A 777-nucleotide genomic window follows, 5' to 3' on the forward strand; every position below is an offset into this window, starting at 1 on the left:
TGGTTCTTCGTCACTTCACGTGGATTTGGCCTGATCGAATAGGCGGCCCACCGGGCTGCCAATCAGGTAGATCATGGCGATAAAGTTGGCCTCGTTCCGGTAGCCACGTGCTCGTGACCGAGCCGCTTGGAACAGACCATTCATTCCTTCCAGTCTTGCGTTCGTCAGTCCCGAGAGCCAGCGTCTGACCACCGCGTCGGCGTGCCGCTCAAGCGTCGCCAGGGCTTTCCCCATCGGCTTCAGCAGTGGCTTTTCAGACACCGCCGCCTGCATGACCTTGAGGTAGTTCGTGATGCGCCACCGAGCCGCTCTGGGCGTTGGAGCCTTCTGGATCCAGCGTAGCTTCTTCTTGATCACCCAGGCATCGGCCGTGGCGCTCTGATCGGCCACCAACTCCTGGAGCGCCGAAAGCTGTTTGGGTGTCAGGTTCTTGTTATCCAGGTTCTTCAGCAGGGCCCAGCGCAGCGACTTGGGGTGCCCCTGCTCCCGGCGCTCTTTCTTGCGTACCTCGTCCAGCCGCTTGGTGAAGGTCTGTACGATATGGAACCAGTCGACCGTTACCTCGGCCTTGGGAAGGTGCTCGGTCACGCCGCTAAGGAAGGCTGGCGACATATCGCAGACGACCTCGACCACATTATTCGGGTCGCCGCCATGGGCCGCCAGGAAGGCGCTGAAAGCCTGGATGGCATCCTTGCCGCAGCCTGGGACGGCAAAGATAACCGGTTCCCGCTTGCGCTGCATGTCGAGGAACACCGTGACATAGCGATGACCGCGCCG

General features: G+C 61.1%; 1 protein-coding gene. It reads right to left on the reverse strand.

From position 1 onward, the window contains the following. Positions 1-15: 15 nt before the first annotated feature. The coding region (locus K7H09_RS24335; protein ID WP_230806386.1) for a transposase at positions 16-777 on the reverse strand (762 nt) is incomplete at its 5' end.

The organism is Halomonas sp. IOP_14, assembly GCF_021021315.1.
GTDB lineage: Bacteria > Pseudomonadota > Gammaproteobacteria > Pseudomonadales > Halomonadaceae > Vreelandella > Vreelandella titanicae.